At 67.6% G+C, this 15083-nt stretch carries 13 protein-coding genes; all 13 read right to left on the reverse strand.

Annotation, left to right across the window (positions count from 1 at the left end):
• Positions 1-73: 73 nt before the first annotated feature.
• The 13 genes from LRR16_RS04250 to LRR16_RS04310 all read right to left on the reverse strand — a co-directional run bounded on the left by LRR16_RS04250 (position 74) and on the right by LRR16_RS04310 (position 15078).
• Positions 74-2344, reverse strand: a complete 2271-nt coding sequence (locus LRR16_RS04250) for an arginine/lysine/ornithine decarboxylase (RefSeq protein ID WP_006578440.1) — start codon at positions 2342-2344, stop codon at positions 74-76.
• A gap of 195 nt (positions 2345-2539) precedes the next feature.
• Entirely contained in the window at positions 2540-3106 is a 567-nt protein-coding gene (dcd, locus tag LRR16_RS04255; RefSeq protein ID WP_006578441.1) for a dCTP deaminase, read from the reverse strand.
• A gap of 139 nt (positions 3107-3245) precedes the next feature.
• Complete coding sequence (locus tag LRR16_RS04260) at positions 3246-4076, reverse strand: formate dehydrogenase accessory sulfurtransferase FdhD (RefSeq protein WP_064572716.1); 831 nt, start codon at positions 4074-4076, stop codon at positions 3246-3248.
• A 94-nt stretch (positions 4077-4170) separates the two neighbouring features.
• The gene (locus LRR16_RS04265; protein ID WP_006578443.1) at positions 4171-4716 is read right to left on the reverse strand and encodes a superoxide dismutase family protein; all 546 of its coding nucleotides are present in this window, start codon (positions 4714-4716) and stop codon (positions 4171-4173) included.
• A gap of 84 nt (positions 4717-4800) precedes the next feature.
• A complete protein-coding gene (locus LRR16_RS04270) occupies positions 4801-6042 on the reverse strand; it encodes a formate dehydrogenase subunit gamma (protein WP_232204887.1) in 1242 nt (413 codons plus the stop codon).
• A gap of 61 nt (positions 6043-6103) precedes the next feature.
• Positions 6104-6343, reverse strand: coding sequence for a hypothetical protein (locus tag LRR16_RS04275; RefSeq protein WP_232204888.1), 240 nt, complete (start codon positions 6341-6343; stop codon positions 6104-6106).
• A complete protein-coding gene (fdh3B, locus tag LRR16_RS04280; RefSeq protein ID WP_064572710.1) occupies positions 6340-7029 on the reverse strand; it encodes a formate dehydrogenase FDH3 subunit beta in 690 nt (229 codons plus the stop codon). Before fdh3B ends, LRR16_RS04275 begins: the two co-directional genes overlap by 4 nt.
• Positions 7030-7039: 10 nt before the next feature.
• Positions 7040-10069: a molybdopterin-dependent oxidoreductase gene (locus LRR16_RS04285; protein ID WP_232204889.1), complete on the reverse strand. Its 3030-nt coding sequence runs from the start codon at positions 10067-10069 to the stop codon at positions 7040-7042.
• Positions 10070-10169: 100 nt separating this feature from the next.
• Positions 10170-10379, reverse strand: a complete 210-nt coding sequence (locus LRR16_RS04290; protein ID WP_006579351.1) for a hypothetical protein — start codon at positions 10377-10379, stop codon at positions 10170-10172.
• Between the two features lie 251 nt (positions 10380-10630).
• Positions 10631-11266 (reverse strand): molecular chaperone, encoded by a 636-nt coding sequence (locus tag LRR16_RS04295; RefSeq protein WP_232204890.1) that lies wholly within the window; start codon positions 11264-11266, stop codon positions 10631-10633.
• Positions 11267-11552: 286 nt separating this feature from the next.
• Positions 11553-13718 (reverse strand): 4Fe-4S binding protein, encoded by a 2166-nt coding sequence (locus tag LRR16_RS04300; RefSeq protein WP_232204891.1) that lies wholly within the window; start codon positions 13716-13718, stop codon positions 11553-11555.
• Positions 13719-13820: 102 nt separating this feature from the next.
• The gene (locus LRR16_RS04305) at positions 13821-14480 is read right to left on the reverse strand and encodes a DUF3306 domain-containing protein (protein ID WP_232204892.1); all 660 of its coding nucleotides are present in this window, start codon (positions 14478-14480) and stop codon (positions 13821-13823) included.
• A gap of 76 nt (positions 14481-14556) precedes the next feature.
• Complete coding sequence (locus LRR16_RS04310) at positions 14557-15078, reverse strand: DUF3305 domain-containing protein (protein ID WP_043438296.1); 522 nt, start codon at positions 15076-15078, stop codon at positions 14557-14559.
• Positions 15079-15083: the final 5 nt, after the last annotated feature.

The raw sequence follows: 15083 nt of genomic DNA on the forward strand, positions 1-15083 counted from the left end.
TCGAACGACGGCATCAAGCAAAACGGCCGGCATCCGTTGATGCCGGCCGTTTTGCTTTACCGTGCCGCCGCCGTCAAGCCGTCTGCTTCACGCAATCGACGAAGTACACGCGCTTGCCGTCGATCTCCTCGGCCACCAGGCCGTGGATATCGGTCTCGAAGCCCGGGAACAGCTGGTTGAACTCGCGCGCGAACTTCAGGTACTGGACGATGGTCCGGTTGAAGCGCTCGCCGGGGATCAGCAGCGGAATGCCCGGCGGGTACGGCGTCAGCAGGATCGCGGTGACGCGGCCCTCGAGGTCGTCGACCGGCACCCGCTCGATCTCGCGGTGCGCCATCATCGCCCAGGCATCCGACGGCTTCATCGCCGGCTCCATGTCCGACAGATACATCTCGGTGGTCACGCGCGCGACGTCGTTGGCCTTGTAGACGCTATGGATCGCGTCGCACAGGTCGCGCAGGCCCATCCGCTCGTACTGCGGGAAGCGCGCGACGAATTCCGGCAGCACCCGCCACAGCGGCTGGTTCTGGTCGTAGTCGTCCTTGAACTGCTGCAGCTCGGTCACCAGCGAGTTCCAGCGGCCCTTGGTGATGCCGATGGTGAACATGATGAAGAACGAGTACAGGCCCGTCTTCTCGATGATGATGCCGTGTTCGGCCAGGTACTTGGTGACGATCGCCGCCGGAATGCCGCGTTCGCTGAACTCGCCGTCGACGTCGAGCCCCGGCGTGATGATCGTGGCCTTGATCGGGTCGAGCAGGTTGAAGCCGTCGGCCAGGTCGCCGAAGCCGTGCCAGCGGTCGTTGGCCTTCAGCATCCAGTCCTCGCGGTCGCCGATGCCGTCCTCGTTCAGGTCTTCCGGGCCCCAGACCTTGAACCACCAGTCGCCGTTGTTGCCGGCGTCGTAGTCCCCCTCGACCTTGCGCATCGCGCGGCGGAAGTCCAGCGCCTCCTGGATGCTCTCCTCGACCAGCGCGGTGCCGCCGGGCGCTTCCATCATCGCCGCGGCCACGTCGCACGAGGCGATGATCGAATACTGCGGGCTCGTCGACGTATGCATCAGGTACGCCTCGTTGAAGCGGTACCGGTCCAGCTTGCGCGTCTCGGAGTCCTGCACGAGGATCTGCGAGGCCTGCGACAGCCCCGCCAGCAGCTTGTGGGTCGACTGCGTGGCGAACACCAGCGCGTCCTTGCTGCGCGGACGATCGCGCCCGATCGCGTGCATGTTGCGATAGAAGTCGTGGAACGCCGCGTGCGGCAGCCAGGCCTCGTCGAAATGCAGCGTGTCGATCTCGGCGGCCAGCATCTCCTTGATCTGCTCGGCGTTGTACAGCACGCCGTCGTAGGTGCCCTGCGTGATCGTCAGGATGCGCGGCTTCTGGTTCTTCGCCTGGCTGGCGAACGGGTGCGCGGCGATCTTCCTGCGGATGGTCTCCGGGTCGAACTCGCTCTTCGGGATCGGGCCGATGATGCCGTAGTGGTTGCGCGTCGGCATCAGGAACACCGGGATCGCGCCGGTCATCATGATCGCGTGCAGGATCGACTTGTGGCAGTTGCGGTCGACCACCACGATGTCGCCGGGCGCCACGTTGGCATGCCAGACCATCTTGTTCGACGTCGACGTGCCGTTGGTGACGAAGAACATGTGGTCGGAGTTGAAGATCCGCGCGGCATTGCGCTCGGAGGCCGCGACCGGCCCGGTGTGGTCCAGCAGCTGGCCCAGTTCGTCGACCGCATTGCAGACGTCGGCGCGCAGCATGTTCTCGCCGAAGAACTGGTGGAACACCTGGCCGACCGGGCTCTTCAGGAAGGCGACGCCGCCCGAGTGGCCCGGGCAGTGCCACGAGTACGAACTGTCCTGTGCGTAGTCGATCAGCGCCTTGAAGAACGGCGGCGCCAGCGACTCGAGATAGACCTTGGCTTCGCGGATGATATGCCGGGCCACGAACTCGGGCGTGTCCTCGAACATGTGGATGAAGCCGTGCAGCTCGCGCAGGATGTCGTTCGGGATATGGCGCGAGGTACGGGTCTCGCCGTACAGGAAGATCGGCAGGTTGGCGTTGCGCCGGCGCACCTCGGTGACGAAGGCGCGCAGCTTCTCGATCGCCGCCGCTTCGGGCTCGTCGGCGCCGCTGGCGAATTCGTCGTCGTCGATCGACACGATGAAGGACGAAGCGCGGCTGGACTGCTGCGCGAACGAGGTCAGGTCGCCATAGCTGGTCAGGCCCATCACCTCCATGCCCTCGGCCTCGATGGCCTGGGCCAGCGCACGGATGCCCGAGCCGGAGATGTTCTCGGAGCGGAAGTCTTCATCGATGATGATGACGGGGAAGCGGAATTTCATCGGGCGTCCTCGCGGAAAGGAGAGAGAGGCAAAAGGACTTGAGCCACATGGCCCGCGTTCGGCGCGCGGGGACATGTGGCTCGGATATTCATGGCGAAGCGGTCAGGCCGCTGCGCCGGTTCTGGGTGTTCCGTGATGGCGGTCGGTGCGGTGGTCTTGCAGCGTCAAGCGCCATTGGCCCGCATTGTAGGGCAATCAGGTTTTCGGCAGCGTGACACCGTGCTGGCCCTGGTATTTGCCGCCGCGGTCGCGGTACGAGGTCTCGCAGACCTCGTCGCTCTCGAAGAACAGCACCTGGGCGCAGCCCTCGCCGGCATAGATCTTCGCGGGCAGCGGCGTGGTGTTCGAGAATTCCAGCGTCACGTAGCCCTCCCACTCGGGCTCGAACGGCGTCACGTTGACGATGATGCCGCAGCGCGCATAGGTGCTCTTGCCCAGGCAGATCGTCAGCACGCTGCGCGGGATGCGGAAATATTCGACCGTGCGGGCCAACGCGAACGAGTTCGGCGGGATGATGCAGACATCGCCCTTGAAGTCGACGAACGACTTCTCGTCGAAGTTCTTCGGGTCGACAATGGTGCTGTTGATGTTGGTGAAGATCTTGAATTCGTCGGCGCAGCGGATGTCGTAGCCGTAGCTCGAGGTGCCATAGGAAACGATCTTGCGGCCATCCGTTTCCCTGACCTGGCCCGGCTCGAACGGCTCGATCATGCCATGCTGCTCCGCCATGCGGCGGATCCACTTGTCGGATTTGATGCTCATAAGGTAGCGGTGAACGGAAGAAGCGCCGCGAAGTGGAACGCCGCAACGGGCGGCATGGCGCGCAATGGGCCGCATTGTACAACCAAAGCGCAGCCTGCCCGGCAAGGCCGGGCAATGGGACTTCAGGACTGGACCGGCCTCAGGCCACCGCGGCCTGCGGCTCGCTATGACGGAAGCGCTGGCGGCCGGTATAGAGCAGGAAATGCTTGCCGGTGCAGCGCGCGAACAGCGTCATATTGACGCGCTTCGCCATCTGATAGCCCATCTGCGTGACGCCCGAGCGCGACAGCAGGAACGGGATGCCCATCTGCGCGCCCTTGATGACCATCTCCGAGGTCAGGCGGCCGGTGGTGTAGAACACCTTGTCGGCGCCGTCCATTCCTTCCAGCCACATCCGTCCGGCGATCGCGTCGACCGCGTTGTGGCGGCCCACGTCCTCGATGAACATCAGCAGCTCGCGGCCCTGGAACAGCGCGCAGCCATGGACCGAGCCCGCCTGCTTGTAGACCGACTGCTGCAGCCGGATCGTGTCGACGATGCTGTAGAGCGTCTGCTGGTCCAGCACCGCGTCGTCGGGCAGCCGGATCTGGTCGACTTCGTCGAGCAGCGAGCCGAACACCGTGCCCTGGCCGCAGCCGGTGGTGACGATCTTGCGCGCGGTGCGCTCCTCGATGCGGTCGACACCGCCGCGCGTGGTCACCGCGGCCGACTCGGTCTCCCAGTCGACCTGGATCGCGGCGATGTCCTCGATCGACTCGACCAGCCGCTGGTTGCGCAGGTAGCCGAGCACCAGCGCCTCCGGGGCGCCGCCCAGCGTCATCAGCGTGACCAGCTCGCGCTTGTCCAGATAGACCGTCAGCGGCCGTTCGCCGGGCAGGAAGGCGGCGCGCACGCGGCCCTGCTCGTCGACCACCTCGACCTCCTCGATCAGCGGGACGGCGGCTTGGCTCAGTTCGGGACGCAGGGACATGGTTACGTGGAAATCTGGAACATCGGGACGGGGCCGGCGCGATGGCGAGCCCGCCTGGTTGGTCAGGGCGGAGCCACGGCGCCGGCCGCGCCGGTCAGGACTTGACCACCACGCCGCAGGCGATGCGGCCGCCCGAATTGCCGGTGGGCTGGGTCTTGTAGTCGTCGGGGTCCTTGTGCACGACCACCGCACGGCCGACCACGCTGTTCGCGCCGGGCGCGACGGTCATGCTGGTCAGCTGGAAGCTGGCGCGCGCGCGGCCATTGGCGTCGGCGGTCAGGTTCGGCATGTCGCCGACATGATGGTCCGGCGTATTGACGGAACCGTGCGGCTTCCCGGTCGGGTTGAAATGGCCGCCGGCGCTCATCGCATCGGGGGCCGAGCAGTCGCCCTTCTCGTGGACGTGGAAGCCGTGCACCGAATTCGGCGGCAGGCCGGTCACGTCGGCCAGCACCATCACATGATCGCCATGCTGGGTGAAGGTCACGGTGCCCTGGGTATTGGTGCCGCTCTTGGCGGTCAGCGGCGCCACGGCTCGCTCGGCCGTCGCACCGCCGCCCATCATCTTCCCGATGGGTCCCGTCTGCGAACACGCTGCCAGCGCGCCGCTTGCCACCAGACCGAAAAGAATACGCTTCATGCCGAACCTCCTGTCACGGTGATGTCGAGCATGCATTGTAGCGCTCATCCCGGCCTGGTCCGTACGGCAGCGGAACGACGGTGCTTACGCCTCGCCGGGCGCGGGCCGCCGTTCCGGCTGGCGGCGCGAAGGCGTGGAACGCTGGGCCGGGATCTTGCCGGACTTGACGTCGTCGTACCAGTGCTCGTGGTGCTCCTTCGCCCAGGCCTCGTCGACATAGCCGTCGCGCATCGCGCGATAGGCGCCTTCCATGCCGATCGTGCCCATGTAGATATGGCCGAACGCCATCGCCATCATCACGATCGCGGCGATCGAGTGGACGATATGGGCCAGCTGCATCGTGGTGCGGTAGTAGTCCAGCCCCGGCACGATCTTGTCGAGCACGAAGCCCGAGGCCGAGATCAGCAGACCGAGCAGGAACACCCCGACCCAGAACCAGCCCTTCTCCCCGGCGTTGAAGCGGCCGCTCGGCACATGCTTGCCGCTGGCGATGCCGCCCAGGCTGGTCAGCCAGCGGATGTCGTCGCGCGACGGCAGGTTGTCGCGCACGAAGATCACGAAGCCGACGATCAGCGACAGCGTGAAGACCGGGCCGACGATGTTGTGCACGTTCTTCAGCAGATAGGTCAGCCAGCCGAACAGCGTGTGGCCCATGATCGGCAGCAGGAAATGCTTGCCGAACAGCATCACGATGCCCGATACCGCCAGCACCACGAAGGCGATCGCCATGGTCCAGTGGACGATGCGCTCCAGCGGCGTGAAGCGCTCGATCATGCGGCCGGTCGGCTGCGACTTCAGCGGAATGGTGCCGCGCCAGACGAAGAAGGCCAGGATCGCCGCCGGTACCAGCACCAGCAGCCAGCCGCCCCAGACCGTGATCACGCCGTTGCGCAACAGCCGCCATTCCTGGCCGGTACGCAGGATCAGCACGCCGGCTTCCTTGTCCGGCAGGCTGCTGTAGTGGCGCTGGTCCGAATTGATCTCGCGCCAGACCGGCGCGTTGTTGCCCGGCTGCGTGCGCGTGCGGCTCTGCTGCTCGCGCGCCTCGGCGGCAATGTCGCGCTCGGGCACGTCGAAGATGTTCTGCGAGGCGATGCCCGAGAACGGCTGCTGCGGATGCAGCGCGGGATTGTTGGTGTCGGCTTCCGCCGGCGCCGGCGTCGCGGCGGGGCTTTGGCCCTGCGCGGCTGCCTGTGCAGGCGTCTGCGCCGGCGTGGTCTGCGCCTGCACCGCGCCCAACGGCACGGCCAGCGCCAGCGCGCACGCGGCCGTTGCCGCGGCGGCACGGGCCTTGCCGGCCAGCGCGGAAATCAGCTTGGCGCTCATAGGGCCTCCTTCGGATCGGCTTGAAGTCGGCGGCAACGGCGGCCGCCCATGCACGCCTCGCTCATTGGACGCGCGTGTACTCGTTCTGCAGCTGGTTGCGCTGGCGAATCTGCTTCTGCCAGCTGGTCTGGTCGCCCTGCGTCCAGCCAGTGGCGACGAAGGGATCGCCGGGCGCGCCCTTCCAGGCCGCGGTGTCGGTCTTCTTCGGGCTTGGCCTGGCGGTTTGCGGCTCCTCGCCGCAGCCCGCCAGCCCGATCAGCGCGGCGGCGGCCGCGACCCACATCAGCTTGCTCTTGTTCATGATGCCTGCCCCGCGGGAGTGGACGGACCGGCCGGCGTCTGCTGGGCCGGAGCCGGAGTGCCGGCCGGCGCGGCCGGAGCGCGCTGGGCGGCCTGGCCGTTGGTGCCGTAGGCGGTGCCCCAGCCGAACACATCGCCGCCGGTGCCGCGCTTGATCACGCGGTTGCGCAGGATGTCGGCAATCACGTCGCCGTCGCCGCCGAGCAGCGCCTTGGTCGAGCACATTTCCGCGCACAGCGGCAGCTTGCCTTCGGACAGGCGGTTGCGGCCGTACTTCTCGAACTCGGCCTCGCTGCCGTTGGCTTCCGGGCCACCCGCGCAGAACGTGCACTTGTCCATCTTGCCGCGCACGCCGAAGGTGCCGGTCGACGGAAACTGCGGCGCGCCGAACGGGCATGCGTACGAGCAGTAGCCGCAGCCGATGCAGACGTCCTTGTCGTGCAGCACCACGCCGTCGTCGGTGCGGTAGAAGCAGTCGACCGGGCAGACCGCCATGCAGGGCGCGTCCGAGCAGTGCATGCAGGCCACCGAGATCGATTTCTCCGCGCCCTGCACGCCATCGTTGACCGTCACCACGCGGCGCCGGTTGACGCCCCACGGTACCTCGTGCTCGTTCTTGCAAGCGGTGACGCAGCTGTTGCACTCGATGCAGCGCTCGGCGTCACAGATGAATTTCATGCGTGCCATTGTGTTCCCCTTACGCGAAGCGCTCGATCTGGCAGACCGTCGTCTTGGTTTCCTGCATCATCGTCACCGCGTCGTAGCCATAGGTGGTCGCCGTGTTGACCGCCTCGCCCCGCACGATCGGATGCGCACCGTCCGGGTAGTAGTCCAGCATGTCCTTGCCCTGCCACCAGCCCGAGAAGTGGAACGGGATGAAGGCGGTATCCGGGCCGACCCGCTCGGTGACCAGCGCGCGCACCTTCAGCGTGGCGCCGGTCGGCGTCTTGACCCAGCAGTAGTCGCCGTTGCGGATGCCGCGGGCGGAGGCCGCGCGCGGATTGATCTCGACGAAGTTCTCCTGCTGCAGCTCGGCCAGCCACGGATTCGAACGCGTTTCCTCGCCACCGCCCTCGTATTCGACCAGGCGGCCGGAGGTCAGGATGATCGGGAACTTCTCGTGGACCTTGTTCTCGATGTTGCGCTGCTGCACGGTCTTGTACAGCGTCGGCAGGCGCCAGAACGCCATCTTGTCGTCGTGGGTCGGATACTTGGCGACCATGTCCGGACGGGTCGAGTACAGCGGTTCGCGGTGCTGCGGAATCGGATCCGGGAAGTTCCACACGACGGCGCGCGCCTTGGCGTTGCCGAACGGATGGCAGCCGTGCACCTTCAGCACGACGCGCTGAATGCCGCCCGACAGGTCGGTCTTCCAGTTCTTGCCCTCGGCCGCCTGCTTCTCGGCATCGGTCAGGTCGTCCCACCAGCCCAGCTTCTTCAGCAGCACGTGGTCGAACTCGGGATAGCCGGTGGTGATCTCCGCGCCCACCGAATGCGAGCCGTCCTCGGCCAGCAGGTTGACGCCGTCGCGCTCGACGCCGAAGTTGGCGCGGAAGTTGCCGCCGCCGTCCATCACGTGCCGGGTGGTGTCGTACAGGTTCGGCGAGCCCGGGTGCTTCAGTTCCGGCGTGCCGTAGCACGGCCACGGCAGGCCGAAGTAGTCGCCGGTCAGGTCATAGCCGGTGGCCGCGTCCTTGCCGCCCTTGCAGCGCAGCGTCTTGACGTCGAACATCTGCATATTCTTCATATGCGCCTTCAGCCGTTCCGGCGACTGGCCGGTGTAGCCGATGGTCCAGTTCGACTTGTTGATCTCGCGCAGGATCGACTCGGGCTCCGGCTCCATCCAGGTACGGCCGGCGCGCTTGACCTCGATCATCTTGTAGTTGCGCGACAGCTCCTTGCCGAAGCCCAGCTTGTCGGCGAAGGCCTGCATGATCGTGTGGTCGGGCATCGATTCGAACAGCGGCTCGATGACCTTCTCGCGCCATTGCAGCGAGCGGTTCGACGCCGTGCACGAGCCCGAGGTCTCGAACTGCGTGGCGGCCGGCAGCAGATAAACGGCGCGGTTCGGATTGACCTTGTCGCCCTCGGCCGGCGGCATGTTGGCCATCGCCGCGGTGGCCGACGGATACGGGTCGATCACCACCAGCAGGTCCAGCTTGTCGAGCGCCTTCTTCATTTCAAGGCCGCGCGTCTGCGAGTTCGGCGCATGGCCCCAGAAGAACACGCCGCGGACGTTGTTGTCCTGGTCGATCAGGTCGCTCTTCTCGGTGACGATATCGATCCAGCGCGACACCGTGGTGCCGGACTTCTCCATCATCGCCTGCGAGGGGAACTGCGACTTGATCCACTCGTAGTCGACGCCCCAGACCGCGGCGTAGTGCTTCCACGCGCCCGTGGCCAGGCCGTAGTAGCCCGGCAGCGAGTCCGGGTTCGGGCCGACGTCGGTCGCGCCCTGCACGTTGTCGTGGCCGCGGAAGATGTTGGCGCCGCCGCCCGACACGCCGATGTTGCCCAGCGCCAGCTGCACGATGCAGGAGGCGCGCACCATCGCGTTGCCGATCGTGTGCTGGGTCTGGCCCATGCACCAGACCAGCGTGCTGGGCCGGTTCTTGGCCATGGTCTCGGCGACCTTGTAGACCTGTTCCTCGGGCACGCCGCAGGCCTCTTCCACCTTGTCCGGCGTCCACTTGGCCAGCACTTCCTCGCGCACCTTGTCCATGCCATAGACGCGCTGACGGATGTACTCCTTGTCTTCCCAGCCGTTGTTGAAGATGTGGTACAGCACGCCGAACAGGAACGGAATGTCGGTGCCCGAGCGGATGCGGACGTACTGCTCGGCCTTGGCGGCGGTACGGGTGTAGCGCGGATCGACCACGATCACCTTGCAGCCGTTCTCCTTGGCATGCAGCAGATGCAGCATCGACACCGGGTGCGCCTCGGCCGCGTTCGAGCCGATATACAACGCCGCCTTGGCGTTCTGCATATCGTTGTACGAATTGGTCATCGCACCGTAGCCCCAGGTATTGGCCACGCCCGCGACGGTGGTCGAGTGGCAGATGCGCGCCTGGTGGTCGGTGTTGTTGGTACCGAAGAACGACACCCACTTGCGCAGCAGATACGACTGCTCGTTGCTGTGCTTGGACGAGCCGATGAAGAACATCGAATCCGGGCCGGTCTCCTGGCGGATCTGCTTCATCTTCGCGGTGATCTCGTCCACCGCCTGGTCCCAGCTGATGCGCTGGTACTTGCCGTTGACGAGCTTCATCGGGTATTTGAGGCGGTACTCGCCGTGGCCGTGCTCGCGCAGCGCCGCACCCTTGGCGCAGTGGGCGCCCATGTTGATCGGCGAATCGAACACCGGCTCCTGGCGGACCCACACGCCGTTCTGCACGACGGCATCGACCGCGCAGCCGACCGAGCAATGGCCGCACACGGTGCGGCGCACGACGATGTCGCCCTTGCCGTCGCCGGCGGCCTTGCCGTCGGCCGCATCGGCCTTGCGGATCAGCGTCAGCTGCGAGGCTGCGAGGCCCGCGCCGACGCCAATGCCGGAGCGCTTCAGGAAGCTGCGGCGGTCCATCGTCGGCATCGCGCCGGCGAGGCTCGTGGCCAGTCGTGCCGACAGGCGTGCGGACGAAGCGGCGGCCGGCTGAGCGGACGCGAGTCGATCAACGCGCTGCGCAGGGGCGCCGCCCTGGGCCGCGTGCTTGCGGGTCAGAATCATGTGTCACCTCGGGAAAGGTACGAAGCGGGTAAAGGCGATACTGCGAGATACGGCCGCGCCGGGATGACGGGCATCACGGCGGACCGGCATATCGCGCGGCTTATACCAGCGTCGTCCGGTAATACTTCCGTACGTGTTCAGAGACACGGTAACCGTTGCTGTCGGCAGCTGTGGGTTCCGGCGCGGGAATCGCACCGGCGGGGGCGGCAGGCGTGCGCGCGGTCAGCGCCGCGGCACCCGCGGCGGCAGCGACGACGCCAGCGCCCGCGAGGAAATGGCGACGTGCGACCCGGGTTTCCTTCTCTTTCATGGGGGGCTCCTCGGTAATATTTACCGATTACCAATCTAGTTATGCATTGTTTTGCGTATTGTAGATCGATATGCACGCAATGACCATGCTGACCGCGGGTTTATCCTGATTTTCCGTAATCATGGCGCTGTGCATCAAATGTCTTGAGACATGTCGTTGCACGCCGCGCGACCCGCGTCGCGACATCTCGATCTGCACGCCAACTCGCGTTTATCGGCTCCCTGAGCCATTCGCTTTAGCGCCGCGCGCCATCAATGCATCTCCATCGCGACCGCCTCGACGGCCGCGAACGACTTCAGCAACTCCGCCGCGCGCGCATAGAAGCGCGCGCCCGGATGCGCGATCACCGCATCGCACAGCGACTCGACCCACGGCTGCAGATGGCGCGCAAAGAAGCGTTGCTGCTCGCCGAGGTTCGACACCGCGAGATCGTCGCCCGCGATCAGGAAGCGCATCACCTCGCATAGCGTCGCGATATGGTCCTCGGGTTCGCTGACGCCTTCATGACGTTCGAGCCCGTAGCGTGCCAGGTCCTCGCGCACCGCCACCAGCGGGCGTTCGTGCAGGAAGCCGGTCTGGTAGTACGAGCCGTACAGGAAGATGTCGGGCTTGCCGATGCCGACGAACAGCTGCTGGTATTCGTCGGCCGCCTCCGCCTCGGTGGTGCCCGCCGCCGCTTCGCCCAGCGCATTCCACGCCTGGCCCAGCGGGCTGCCGGCATCGTCGGCATGCGCACGATTGGCGGCGATATGGTGCAGCAGCGCAGCGTCGGGGGCGCGATAGAACAGCGTGGCCAGCAGGCCGTACAGGTCGGCGCGGGCGGTGTCTTCGGCCTCGTCCGCGGGGGCGGAGGATTCGGTAAGGCGGATCGGTCGGGTATCGCTCATCGTTCGGCGGGTCGGATCGTAGGCGGTGTTGGAAACGTTGGCGCGTGTCGTCGGCGGAGCTGCCCTCTCCCCTGCCCCTCTCCCCTGCCCCTCTCCCGCCCGCGGGAGAGAGGATGCATCCGCATGCGCCGTCGGATGGTCTTTCACTCGCCTCTCCCGCTCGCGGGAAAGGGGCGGGGGCAGAGGGCATGCCGCCCTCGGATTGCTTTTCGCTCCCCTCTCCCGCTCGCGGGAGAGGGCCGGGGGAGAGGGGCCGGGGGAGAGGGCGCGCCGCGGGCGGATCGTACTATTGCAGCGTCGCGCCAGTCGCGGCGCCGGTGTCCTTCTCGATCATGTCGACGACCCGGCAGTCGCTGCACATCTTCAGGCGGTCGGCGGCGGCGCCGGCGAAAGCCGGATGGCCGGCCAGGCGTCCCAGCATCGCCTCGACCATCTGCGCGGTGCCGAAGGGCTTGGCGCAGCGGATGCAGTGGAAGGGCCTGGTCTCGTGCAGCGTGACGGGCTGGCGCACGCCCTCGCCGGTCAGCAGGCGCGGCACCAGCGTGATGGCGTCTTCCGGGCAGGTCCGCTCGCACAGGCCGCACTGCACGCAGTTGCGCTCGAGGAAGGACAGCACCGGGCGCTCGCTGTTGTCGCGCAGCGCCTGCGACGGACAGGAGCCGACGCAGGCCATGCACAAGGTGCAGCGGCCGGCGTCGACCTGCACCGCGCCCAGCGGGGCACCCGCCGGCAGCGGCACGGTCTGGGCCGGCACCGGCGCATGCGCGGCCAGGTGATCGAGCGCGAAGCCCAGCGTCTCGCGCTTGGCCGCCGCGGCATGGAAGGCCGCCGGCGGCAGCGCGCTCTTTGTCGAGAAATTCGGCGCCAGGCGCGCCAGCGCACGATCGAGCGAGCCGGCATCGGGCGCGTCGATCAGCGTAAAGAACTCGCCGCGATAGCCCAGGCCCGCGAGGATGGCCTGCGCCACGGCCTTCTGCTCGGCCAGCGCGGTCCGATATTGCGGTGCCTCGTCGCCGGTCAGCATCACCGCGACGCGGTCCGCACCCCAGGCGATTGCCGCGAGCCACAGCTCCAGGCCGACCGAGGCCGGATGGAACAGGCCAACCGGAATCACGTTCGGCGCGATGCCGCCGAGGCGGCCCGCGCGCGCCTCGCGGCCGAGCGCCAGGATGCGCGGGTCGCCATGCTCCTGCCCATGCAGCAGCAGCACGGCATCGCGCCCGCCGGCCTGCCGGTAGGTCGACAGCAGCGTGCGCAGGCGCCGGCCCTGATGGTCGGGCTTCGGATACGCATAACTGATCGCGCCGGTCGGGCAGACCGTGGTGCACGCCCCGCAGCCGACGCACAGGTTCGGCGCGACCTCGATGCGGCCCTTGCCGTCCTGCCAGCGCGAGCCGATCGCCTCAGCCGAGCAGACGTCGATACACGCCGAGCAGCCGGTGGTCCGGTTGCGGCCGTGCGCGCACAGCGATTCCTTGTACTGGAAGAACTTGGGCTTCTCGAACTCGCCGACCAGCTGCGTCGCGGTCAGCGCCATCTGCTGCTGCCGCAGCGGCTCGGCGCCGGCATGCAGATAGCCTTGCGGCGGCGCATGCCGGCCGAAGAAGGGGCTGTCGTTCAGGTCGAAGACCAGGTCGAAGCGCTCGCTGACGTTGGCGGCGGGCCGGTCAAAGTCGATCGCCGCGGCCGCGCCGCAGGCCTTGACGCAATCGCGGTGCGCGGTGCATCGGCTCAGGTCGATCTGGTAGCTGAAGTCGATCGCGCCTTCGGGGCAAGCCTCGATGCAGGCATTGCAGCGGGTGCACAGGTCCAGGTCGATCGGATTGGCGCGGCCGGCGCCGGTTTCCCAGCTGGCCTCGAAGGCGCCGAGCCAGCCGGTCAGCTTGTCGAGGCGGCCGCTGTGGACCGGGTAGTCACGCATCGCCGGAGGCGTCGCGCCGTCCAGTGCGCTGGCACTGGCCGCGTTCAACAGCACCGTCACCTCGAGGCCCGCCTCACCGAGGCGGTCGGCCCAGGGCAGCGCCCGCGCGGCCGGGCCGATCACCAGCACGCTGCCGGCAGAGCGGTACTCGACCACCGGCACCGGGTCCGGATCGGGCAGCGCCGCGGCGGCGAGCAGTGCCGCGATCTTGGCGTTGGCGGTGCGCGGATCCTTGTGGGCGCCGCGCGACCAGCCTCCGGTCTCGCGGATATTGACGAAGCGCACCGGCGCGGTGACGACGCCGCCGGCCTGCGTCTTCGCGGCCAGTTCGGTGAACAGCGGGCGTTCCTGCGTGCAGGCGACGATCACGTCTTCGGTGCCGTCGAGCGCGGCGGTGAAGGCGCCGACCTCGCGGCGGCACAGCAGGCGGTGGACTTTCAGCGGGGCGGCGCCCGGCTGGTTGGAGGCATCCGACAGTGCCGCCCCGTCAAGCGGCATGGTGTCGTTGCAATTGCAGATCAGCGTCGGCATGGTCGGTACAGCTGGCCGGCTTGTCGGTCCGCTTCTGTCGAGCGGGTCCGCGCCGGCGATTTGTGGGAGAGTGACATTGTAGGGCCCGATACCGGGCCGGGGCTACGCAGGTTTGTCCGTAGCTGGTCCGGTATCAGGCACCGCGGCGGTGGCTTGGGCGTTCTCGGCCGTGGCGGCCTGCGCGGCGGCATCCGGCTCGGCGGTGCCGTCCTCCGGGACATCAACGGACGATTCGGCCTGGGCTTGAGCGTCTTGAGCGTCTTGAGCGTCTTGAGCGTCGGCGGGCGCGGCCTGCTGGCCGGCGGCGGCGGTGCCGGCCTCTTCCGTTTGCTCGATCGGATCGAACAGGCCCAGCGTCTCGGACTGGCGCAGGCGCCGCAGCACGTCGGGCGGAATCGGGTCCGGCTTGCTGTAGTCGTCGATATAGATGTCGAGCCCGTCCATCACGTTGAAGTGCGGGTCGGCGAACAGCGTCTTCAGCGCGGCGCGCTTGACGGTCTCGTCGACACCCTGGGCGACGAAGCGGGCGACGCTGTCGCCGGGCTTGAGCGTCGCCACGTCGGCCAGGGTCGGCAGGGGTGGCGCTTCGGCCGCGGGGGCGACGGCAGCGGCCGGCGCGTCGGCCTTCGCCGGATCGGTGACCGGCGCTACCGGCGCGGCGACCGGCTGCGCCGGCGCCGCCGGCACGGCCTTGCCCTCGCGCACGGCGGCCTTGCGGCGCGACCAGCGGGACAGGAAGGACGTTTCGGTCGAATCGCTCATGATGCGGGATCAGGCGGCGGGGATACCGATAACGGCATCCCCGCCGCGGATTTCAGTAGCGCGTTCAGCAGAGTGTTCAATAGCGCGCCCGGTCCTGCGGCGACTTGAACGACTCCGGCCGGCGGCGCTTCTTCGGCTCGGGCCGGTAGTGCTCGGCCACATAGGCTTGCAGCCAGGCCAGCTGTTCGGGCGCGAGCGGCACGTTCTCGACGGTCTCGCCGGCATCGAGCCAGCGTCCGGCTTCGTTGTACGACAGCGAGACGGTCACCGGCAGCGGCCGGCGCCCGTCTTCGGGCTGGGTCTCGTCCATGCGCCACAGCACGAACCAGCACGGCGCCGTGGAGCTCAGGTTCAGATAGTAGCCCTCGGCCTCGTCGCGGAACAGCTCGACGGGATAGCCCGGATAGAGCCAGCGCGCGCCCTGGTCGTCCTCGTGCAGGCAGTGCGGCTCGGCGCCGAATGCGCCGAGGTCGGGCACCACCGCTTCGAGTTCCCATTTCCAGGGCTGCCAGCGGCTGGCCAGCGCGACCTTGCGCATCACCACCGCCATCGTGACGGCGGGGCGGCTGCCGGCCGGCTCCGGGACCTCGGACTGCATCGGTT

It is taken from the genome of Cupriavidus sp. UGS-1 (genome assembly GCF_021213615.1).
GTDB lineage: Bacteria > Pseudomonadota > Gammaproteobacteria > Burkholderiales > Burkholderiaceae > Cupriavidus.

What these genes read in the sequence shown, in the direction of transcription:
- LRR16_RS04260 (WP_064572716.1), bottom strand. Translation starts at nt 4,076, where the DNA reads ATGTCCCTGCGTCCCGAACTGAGCCAAGCCGCCGTCCCGCTGATCGAG.
- LRR16_RS04295 (WP_232204890.1), bottom strand. Translation starts at nt 11,266, where the DNA reads ATGAGCGATACCCGACCGATCCGCCTTACCGAATCCTCCGCCCCCGCG.
- fdh3B (WP_064572710.1), bottom strand. Translation starts at nt 7,029, where the DNA reads ATGGCACGCATGAAATTCATCTGTGACGCCGAGCGCTGCATCGAGTGC.
- LRR16_RS04285 (WP_232204889.1), bottom strand. Translation starts at nt 10,069, where the DNA reads ATGATTCTGACCCGCAAGCACGCGGCCCAGGGCGGCGCCCCTGCGCAG.
- LRR16_RS04275 (WP_232204888.1), bottom strand. Translation starts at nt 6,343, where the DNA reads ATGAACAAGAGCAAGCTGATGTGGGTCGCGGCCGCCGCCGCGCTGATC.
- LRR16_RS04290 (WP_006579351.1), bottom strand. Translation starts at nt 10,379, where the DNA reads ATGAAAGAGAAGGAAACCCGGGTCGCACGTCGCCATTTCCTCGCGGGC.
- LRR16_RS04300 (WP_232204891.1), bottom strand. Translation starts at nt 13,718, where the DNA reads ATGCCGACGCTGATCTGCAATTGCAACGACACCATGCCGCTTGACGGG.
- LRR16_RS04270 (WP_232204887.1), bottom strand. Translation starts at nt 6,042, where the DNA reads ATGAGCGCCAAGCTGATTTCCGCGCTGGCCGGCAAGGCCCGTGCCGCC.
- dcd (WP_006578441.1), bottom strand. Translation starts at nt 3,106, where the DNA reads ATGAGCATCAAATCCGACAAGTGGATCCGCCGCATGGCGGAGCAGCAT.
- LRR16_RS04250 (WP_006578440.1), bottom strand. Translation starts at nt 2,344, where the DNA reads ATGAAATTCCGCTTCCCCGTCATCATCATCGATGAAGACTTCCGCTCC.
- LRR16_RS04265 (WP_006578443.1), bottom strand. Translation starts at nt 4,716, where the DNA reads ATGAAGCGTATTCTTTTCGGTCTGGTGGCAAGCGGCGCGCTGGCAGCG.
- LRR16_RS04305 (WP_232204892.1), bottom strand. Translation starts at nt 14,480, where the DNA reads ATGAGCGATTCGACCGAAACGTCCTTCCTGTCCCGCTGGTCGCGCCGC.
- LRR16_RS04310 (WP_043438296.1), bottom strand. Translation starts at nt 15,078, where the DNA reads ATGCAGTCCGAGGTCCCGGAGCCGGCCGGCAGCCGCCCCGCCGTCACG.